This window comes from Ignisphaera sp. (assembly GCA_038831005.1).
Classification (GTDB): Archaea; Thermoproteota; Thermoprotei_A; order Sulfolobales; family Ignisphaeraceae; genus Ignisphaera.
In genome coordinates, this window is the sequence record JAWBKZ010000007.1 from 45,252 (window position 1) to 53,521 (window position 8,270).

At 36.3% G+C, this 8,270-nt stretch carries 9 protein-coding genes; 1 reads left to right on the forward strand and 8 read right to left on the reverse strand.

What is annotated here, in order from left to right; genetic code table 11:
• The first annotated feature begins 139 nt into the window (after nucleotides 1-139).
• The gene (locus tag QXK50_08340; GenBank protein ID MEM2009156.1) at nucleotides 140-940 is read left to right on the forward strand and encodes an undecaprenyl-diphosphate phosphatase; all 801 of its coding nucleotides are present in this window, start codon (nucleotides 140-142) and stop codon (nucleotides 938-940) included.
• 672 nt (nucleotides 941-1,612) lie between these two features.
• Here QXK50_08340 and QXK50_08345 read toward each other — a convergent pair.
• The 8 genes from QXK50_08345 to QXK50_08380 all read right to left on the reverse strand — a co-directional run.
• On the reverse strand, nucleotides 1,613-2,230 hold the full coding sequence (locus tag QXK50_08345; GenBank protein ID MEM2009157.1) for a PhoU domain-containing protein: 618 nt from the start codon (nucleotides 2,228-2,230) through the stop codon (nucleotides 1,613-1,615).
• A 2-nt stretch (nucleotides 2,231-2,232) separates the two neighbouring features.
• A complete protein-coding gene (locus QXK50_08350; protein MEM2009158.1) occupies nucleotides 2,233-2,985 on the reverse strand; it encodes a phosphate ABC transporter ATP-binding protein in 753 nt (250 codons plus the stop codon).
• Nucleotides 2,982-3,827 carry a PstA family ABC transporter permease gene (locus QXK50_08355; protein ID MEM2009159.1) on the reverse strand — a complete coding sequence of 282 codons (846 nt, stop codon included), beginning with the start codon at nucleotides 3,825-3,827 and terminating at the stop codon, nucleotides 2,982-2,984. The genes QXK50_08350 and QXK50_08355 overlap by 4 nt, the downstream gene beginning before the upstream one ends.
• Complete coding sequence (gene pstC, locus QXK50_08360; GenBank protein MEM2009160.1) at nucleotides 3,820-4,737, reverse strand: phosphate ABC transporter permease subunit PstC; 918 nt, start codon at nucleotides 4,735-4,737, stop codon at nucleotides 3,820-3,822. The genes QXK50_08355 and pstC overlap by 8 nt, the downstream gene beginning before the upstream one ends.
• A 79-nt stretch (nucleotides 4,738-4,816) precedes the next feature.
• Nucleotides 4,817-6,067, reverse strand: coding sequence for a phosphate ABC transporter substrate-binding protein PstS (gene pstS, locus QXK50_08365; protein MEM2009161.1), 1,251 nt, complete (start codon nucleotides 6,065-6,067; stop codon nucleotides 4,817-4,819).
• A gap of 434 nt (nucleotides 6,068-6,501) precedes the next feature.
• The gene (locus QXK50_08370) at nucleotides 6,502-6,624 is read right to left on the reverse strand and encodes a hypothetical protein (protein ID MEM2009162.1); all 123 of its coding nucleotides are present in this window, start codon (nucleotides 6,622-6,624) and stop codon (nucleotides 6,502-6,504) included.
• 201 nt (nucleotides 6,625-6,825) lie between these two features.
• The gene (locus tag QXK50_08375; protein ID MEM2009163.1) at nucleotides 6,826-7,029 is read right to left on the reverse strand and encodes a hypothetical protein; all 204 of its coding nucleotides are present in this window, start codon (nucleotides 7,027-7,029) and stop codon (nucleotides 6,826-6,828) included.
• 603 nt (nucleotides 7,030-7,632) lie between these two features.
• Nucleotides 7,633-8,270: DUF3782 domain-containing protein (locus QXK50_08380; GenBank protein MEM2009164.1), on the reverse strand; the 638-nt coding region annotated here is incomplete at its 5' end.

Here is an 8,270-nt window from a genome sequence, read left to right on the forward strand (position 1 = left end):
GACATAGTTGGTGTTTATATGAACTTAAGATAGTTCTGGATTATTTTGTATAGCTATAGAAACCATAGATTTGCTAGATATCTATATTAGTCTAGCTGACCCTATGTTAGTGCTAAAATGAGTTGTGGTGTTGTCTAGAATGTGTAGCTCTGTTGCAGAAATACTGGGGATAGGAGTTCTCCAAGGCATCTTTGAATGGCTTCCTGTTTCTAGCAAGACTATAGTTATGCTTTTCTCATCACTTGTGTTAAGAAGACCTCTCACTATTTCTTACTTAGTCGGATTAGCTGTTCAGGGTGGAACAGTTTTTGCAGCAATAGTTTATTTTAGGCGTGAGGTTCTCGATATAATTTTGTTTAAGAATACAAAGTTGTTAACATATTTAATTATTACAACATTTTCATCGTGCTTAACAGGTCTACCTATATACATAGTGTTCACCAAGTTCTTATTACTAAGAGAAGAGTTCATAGGTTTTATAACCATTGCAATAGGCTTCATTCTCCTACTTCAAGCATTAGTCTTAAGTAGATTAGATACAGGATTGAAGAAAATCACAGATATAGATATATTCGACTCACTTGTTCTAGGCCTTATTCAAGGACTTTCTATAGCACCTGGTGTAAGTAGGTCAGGTGTAACAGTAGCAACACTACTCTACCTAGGCTATACTATTGATGATGCTCTTAAGCTAAGCTTTCTAGCCTCTATTCCTGTAAATCTTGGAGCCACAATCCTTACAATAACATTAGAAGAACTAACTACTATACACCTTGACATCACATTACTAGGACTAGCATCTCTAGTATCAGTAATCACAGGTTTTGCCACAATCAAACTATTACTGTTCATAGCCAAGAAATACAGATACAAATTAACAGCAGGACTAGGCATAGTAGCACTTTTAATTGGATTAGCTACAGCTATAACCATACACTAGACACAAAACAACACCTTGAACTAATTGAAGAAACAGCAACATAAGGTATAACCATATCTATATCTACATCATCACTTCACTCAATGACCTAAAAACATTAATCAGATCGTAGATAATCATAACTATAACAATACTCTTCTTTAACTAAACCTTTAACCAGCTTCAACACATCCAGCCAATACCTAGAACACAAATCAACAACAATATTCACTAAATAACAGAACTTCAAGATACATGAACTCTAGCTACAACTTCTCTATAAATCATCATGTTAAACCAACATAATTCTCTACGAACAATATTCTCTATCCCATAAACATAAGAACTTTTATAACCTCATAATAGATAGGTAGAGAAGCACGTCAAACACTATAGACTCACACATTGAGAGAACTCAATAGTGCTAAGGTCTCTAACTCAAAGATCATTATCAATAGTGTTAGAAACTATCAAAGGATGCAGAAAGTCTGTAGAAGGTTTATTTATTGAGACTTTTGTATAGTCTAGTATAGAATTGTTGCAGAAGGTTATGTTTGTATTGATTTGAGAAAGACTTAAAGTAGTGTAGAGAGTTTGATGATGTTTGATGATGAGTTTTTCGGGGAATGTGAGGATACCGATGATTGTGTGGTTACCCACTGAGTTTTTGTTTATGGAAATATTTGTTTTGTTTTATGTTAGTAGTTTTAGGTGGTCTTCTATGTAGTTTGCATGATCTACTATTCTCTCTATATGCCTCATTATGAGTACTTTTAGTGATGTTGATCGATCTACATATTCTCTCGATATAACCTCTTTTAATAGTGCTCTATATTGTGTATCTACATTATTGTCTATCTCCAGAATTGCTCTTTCGTTTACTGGTTTAAGCTCTACAAGATCTTTTAATGCATTTTCAACTGCTTTAATTGCATATCTGAACATTTCTGAAGCTCCCTTGATACTTGCTATACTTTCTGGTGTCAGCATTATGTCTATTCTTGCTATCTCTCTACAGTATCTAGATATTCTATAGACATCGTATGCTATACTTATCAATGTATGAGCAATGAGGAGCTCTTTACCTAAAGGCTGTCTTCTGGCTATGAATACCAGAACCTCATTTACGAATTCTCTCCTTATCCTATCGAGTATAGATGAGATCTCGTCTATCTCTCTCCATAGACTTTCTCTAACAGAGGTATTGCTTTCGTTAAAGAGTTCAGAGGTCTTGATCATTACCTTGTGTGTATGTTCAGCCATATGGAGTAGTATAGATCTAAGTCTCTCGAGCTCATCTATCAAGAGCATACCTATATCTCACCTCTAAGGAACTTAGCTGTGAACTCATTCGATGGATGGAGAAATATTCTTGAAGCAGCCCCTTGTTCAACTACAGCTCCATCATATATAAGTGTAACACTATCAGCAACTCTAGCTGCTTGATGTGGTGAATGAGTCACCATAACTATCGTTACATCGTTTTTAAGCGACACTATAGCCTCCTCAAGTTTTCTAGCATTAACAGGATCTATATTTGCTGTTGGTTCATCTAGTAGAAGTATCTTTGGCTTCATGGCTAACGCTCTAGCAAGACACAGTCTCTGTCTCTGACCTCCACTAAGCTCGTTTGGATACTTATTCAGTCTATCCTTAACCTCGTCCCAAAGCATAGCTTTTTCTAAAGCCCATCTAACTACTTCATCTAGATCTCTCTTGTTTCTAGCAACACCATTGAGTCTAGCAGCTATCGCTATATTCCAGTATATAGACATATGGGGAAACGGGTTAGGTACCTGGAAAACCATACCTATATCTCTCCTTAGAGTATATGGATCTATCTCAAATACATTTCTACCCAATACATATACCTCTCCAGAAACTTTAATATTCGGTGTCAAGTCTATGAGTCTGTTTATAACCCTCAATAAAGTTGTTTTACCTGAACCAGAGGGACCCATAATTACATGAATTGTGTTGGGCTCTATATCCATAGACACGTTCTTAAGGATATGTCTATCACTTATATAGAGGTTCAGATTCTTGATCTCTATAGCATACCTCATAACTTCACCTCTTTAACGATTGTTTTAACTGTGATAAATATAGCTATATAGATGAATAGAAGTACTAGTGCTGCTCCCCAAGCTATCTCGTGATAAACTTTGAATGGAGTTGTTATGAAATCGAATATAAGTAGAGGTATAGTATCTGTAGGAGCTCTAATATCTATGTTTACACCAACTCTATATCTTCCAACAGTAAAGAGTAGAGTTGCTGTCTCCCCCATAGCTCTTGCAAACGTTATCAATATGCTTACAACAATAGCTTTTCTAGCTATTGGTATAAACACCTTGATTACTGTTTGCCACCTGTTCATACCTATAGAGTAAGAGGCTTCTCTATAGGTCTGTGGAACAGATCTTAATGCAGATGAAAATGATGTATATGCATATGGGAGAGATATCAGGGATAAAGCTACTGCTCCCGCTAGAGCAGAGAACCTATTCATCGGAACAACAACTAGTGCATAGACAAACATTGATACAACTATAGTGGGTATACTTGCAAAAGATCTAGAGAGAATATCTGTAAGTCTGGATAGAGGGTTAGAGGGAAATTCTGTAGAAAGTATTGCCGCCGATAATGCTAAGGCTATGGTTATAGGTAGAGATGTTAGTGTAGTTATGAAGGAGCCTACAAGTGATGGAGCTATACCGCCTATATCTCTCGATATGGGTGGTGGAGGTATATCTGTAAAGAATCTAATACCTGCTCTAGCTATAGTCTGTATACCGTTTATTGCTATAGTTATAATCATGTGTAGTAATGGCAGTAGAGCTATAGCAGACATCAAGATCACTAATAATATAAAGAGCTTATCTCTCACATCTCTCCATCTAGACAACGATTTTCACCCTCCATCTATCTAGAATCATCAATCCAGCGAAACTAAGGATAAGTGTTGCAAAAAGTATCACTAGTGCAGATGCATGTAGAACTGATTCAGCGTATATATACAGACCTGCGTTTTCGTAGTTAGAGGCTATTAATGCAGATACTGTGTACCCAGGTGCAAAAATACATGGGCTTAGATTCATCGAGTTCCCTATAGTCACTACAGCTATAGTTGTTTCTCCAGCAGCTCTAGCGAAACCAAGTATAGCTGATGCAAGTATCGCTGGCTTGGCTAGAGATAGAAGTATCTTTGTTGTTTCGTATCTAGTAGCCCCTATACCTAGACAAGCTTCTCTGTATATCGATGGAATCAATCTATAGGATTCTACTATAATCGATGTCATGTAGGGCACAATAGATATACCTATAGCTATTCCAGCAGTAAATATAGAGAAACCTGTTACAGGTCTACAGGAGAAGAAAGGTATAAATCCTAGATACATATGTAGAGGCTCCATGATGTAACTCCGAAGGAAGGGCGCTAAATAGTTTAGAGACCAGACAGCATATACGATCGTCGGTATACCGCCCATAAGCTCTACAACTGATGAAAATATATCCCTAATTCTACCCCTCAAGAACTCGGTGATGAGTATCGATAGAGGTAATGAAAAGAATAGAGAGATAAAGACAGCGATAAAAGAAGCTGTAAATGTACCGATAATAGGTGCCAGAACCCCATACACCTCTTTCTCTGGATCCCATATACTTTCCGTAAATAGTTTTACTCCAAACATCTTGATAGAGTCTAGAGAATTGGAGGAGAATATTATGAGAAAGAGCACAAGAATGCTCGAGATTATGAAAGCTGTAGGTAGAAAGGAAATCAAAAAAAGCCTATCATGTTTCGATCTAGACATATACCATACCTTGCATCTTAATAGTGTCTCGAAATCTCTAGCTAATAGGATCAGTATTTAACTCTATATCAGCTATTACCTAGCTCTCTAGTAGTCTAGCTGCAGATAAAAGTAGTTCTACTACTTGTTGCGGAGGAGCTACATATCCTTGAACCATATTGCTGTATCCCTCTATAGCTATCCACTTCAGAAACTCACTAAGAGCTAGAGCTTTGTTGCGATCTCCATATTCTCTCCATACAAATAGGAATGCCAGAGATGATATCGGGTAAGAACCTTCATGTGGAGAGTATATTACTTCTACAAACATTTCACTAAAATCCTCTAGAGGCGAAGAGGGTATAGGTACACCTTTAGCTGCATTCCTTATAGCTTCATCTGTAGGTAGAACAAATCTTCCTGCTGCATTCCTTATAGCTGCTATAGGTAGATTGTTCTCTAGCGCATAACTTAGTTCAACATATCCAATAGAGTAAGGCGTCTGTAAAACTGTAGCTGTAACTCCTTCATTACCTTTAGCACCAATACCTCTCCCAGTAGCATCAATAGGCCAGTTAACTACCTTACCAACGAGGTCCTTACCCCATATGTTTGGTGCAGCCTTGTTTAGGAATACCGTGAATATCTCTGTAGTACCACTTGAATCTGATCTGTGGATAGCTATGATCTGTTTACGTGGAAGGATATTGGCTATATCTGGGTTCAACTCTTTTATTGCTGGATCATCCCAGTACTCTATTTCTCCACGATATATCTTGGCTATGACTTCTCCAGTAAGCTTAAGATTATGTCCCTTAATCTCTGGAACATTGTATACAACAACAACAGCCCCCATAATCCATGGAATCTGCATAACCTGACCTCTATACTGTTCATATTGAGATTTAGTTAAAGGTGGATCACTAGCAGCAAAATCAGTAACACGATCAACTAGAAACATCTTCTGACCAGCACCACTTCCAACAGACTGATAAGTAACCTCAACACCAGCAACCTCCTTGAATAGACGAGCCCATTGAGCTATCTGTGGATACTGAAAGGAAGCGCCAGCACCAGATACAGATAAGCCTCTGACTTCTGGTCTAGGTGTATATCTTACGGTAGCTGGAACAGTGACCGTTGTAGTAATTGGGGTAACCGTTGTCATAATTGTAGTTGTCTGTAACACAGTAACCGTTTGGTGAATAGTTTGCTGGACAGTTCTAGTTAGAGTAACATATTGCTCTTTTCTATCGCTAGCTAACATTATGTGTGTTAATGAGTATACAGCTATAGCTGTAACTATAACAGCTACAGCTATAACTATAACCATTCTACTTAAAGTTATCATCACGTTCACCCAAGTATCTGTACATTAATTCAACAATATAAACATTAATTTCTATACTCTATAATATCTTCAGCAGAATTATAGATTGCATTAAACAGTATACACACTCTAATATACATATATACATAGCTCATTATAAACATATATAGTTACCGTAGGTATTTATATAGTATGATCAGGATGTATCTTGATTTAGAGTCATGAATAGTGATTGTATGAGATTGGTAGAGAATACCTTTATTCTATTGATCTATACTATGTGAAGAATACGATGTAAGGAATCTAAAGTAGTTAAGATAATGTCAAACGTATATACTAAGGTCTACTACAATAAATGAATAATGTTTACTTTGTTCTATGGTTTGATATAATCATTATTTTGGCTAGGTTTTCAATACAATAAACCTAGGTTTTTATAATTGTTTTCTTTTTAGCTAAGGGCCGCATGTATTTCTATAGATAGTGTGTATAGGCATTAGCCCTAAAATTACTATAATCATTATGAGTGCTGAAAATACTGTTCTAAACTCTCCTAAGGCATCTCTAACGATTTTCATCACCATGGCTTCTATTAAAACAGTTATTGCTTAGAATGTAGTTCTCGTCTATGGGTATGTAGTCAGCATACTTAAACACAATCACATCGTTTACAGATGTATTTACCAAGTACTGTATAGTAGAATCCTGATACAGCATCAACCTCACCTTTAACAAGTATAGGCTCTCTAAATACATCCATAGTGACTCACGAAACCTTGTCAATTTATACCAACAGTTTTTGCAAATGCTGGAAAAAGTCTTCTGAAAACATCGCCTGTGAATGCCTCTAGCTCCTTCCCTTCTAAGTTCCTTGGATCCTCTATACCCCTGTCCCTTAGCGTAACGATAGAATGAGGAGCCCTTAGATGAGCAATAGCTACACATTTTAACTCTTTCATCAGGATTCTTAGCTTTAAACTCAACCAAAGAGCTAAAGTCACCGAAACTCATATCGAACACCCCTGTAGCTACATCACTAACAGCTTTAGCTGAATCATAGCCTCTATCAATAGTTACTGAAAGTACTTCTTCAGCAAAGAACCCTTTGTATAGAGCACTAAGAAAAGTGCTTGAGGACCTTGATGTGCTCAGTCAAGAGTAAACTTTGTATGGTCAGTAACAAGTTGCTGAAGTTTTACTATATAGGGAAGCGATATGTATCCTGCTAAGTAGCCTATGGCTATACCAATAACAATACCTATGGCAAGAGATGTTAAGTTAAATCATGATCTTTTAGTACACGAAACATGCTTTTCAATAATTAACTTAACTAACGAAACTCTTTTAAAAAATCTATGGCTAGCTTCTACATAATTTTTATATAATTTAAGATAACATCACTTGTTAAACAATAAATAGATAAAATAGTCATGGAGTTTATATGTATTTATTAGAATTCAAGATGGAATAGCATTACCTTGAACCTTTGTGTCACATTTTTCTTGTCAAAACTAGAAAATTAAGTAACAAATAGTTCTTTGTATCCCTTAATAACAACGTAACGAGGTTTAGTAAATATAGATGTTTCAACTATACGCTTTAACTATAGGTTTTAATTCTATTCCTAAGTCTTTTGCTAATTCATCAACACCTTTGGCAAAGAATGCCCCTATTATTACTAGCTTTGGCTTTAGGTTATGTACTTCTCCATATAATTTTCCTATTCTGTAGAGCTCGAGAAGATCACTTTTATCAACTCTTGATTTAACCTCTAGCAATATGTGTTCCTTATCTCTTATAACAATATCGACTTCAACAATAGAAGGTCTCTGATAAACAACACCTTTATCGTCATAGTAAATCCATCGAGATACTCTAGCAACACCTAGAGCTTCTTCAACAACATACTTCATAGCTTCTCTAAATCCTTCATCAGTTAGAATACCAAATCTATGAGCTATAGCATTCATAATTCTACCGAAATCCCGTAACTCTTCTTCAACTCTTAGAACTCTTTCTTCTAATTTTGCAACTCTTTCAGAGAGTTCAGCAAATCTCTCTTCAAGCTTAATCACCCTCTCCTCCAATCTAGCAAACCTTTCTTCTAATTTTGCAACTCTTTCAGAGAGTTCAGCAAATCTCTCTTCAAGCTTAATCACCCTCTCCTCCAATCTAGCAAACCTTTCTTCTAATTTTGCAACTCTTTCAGAGAGTTCAGCAAATC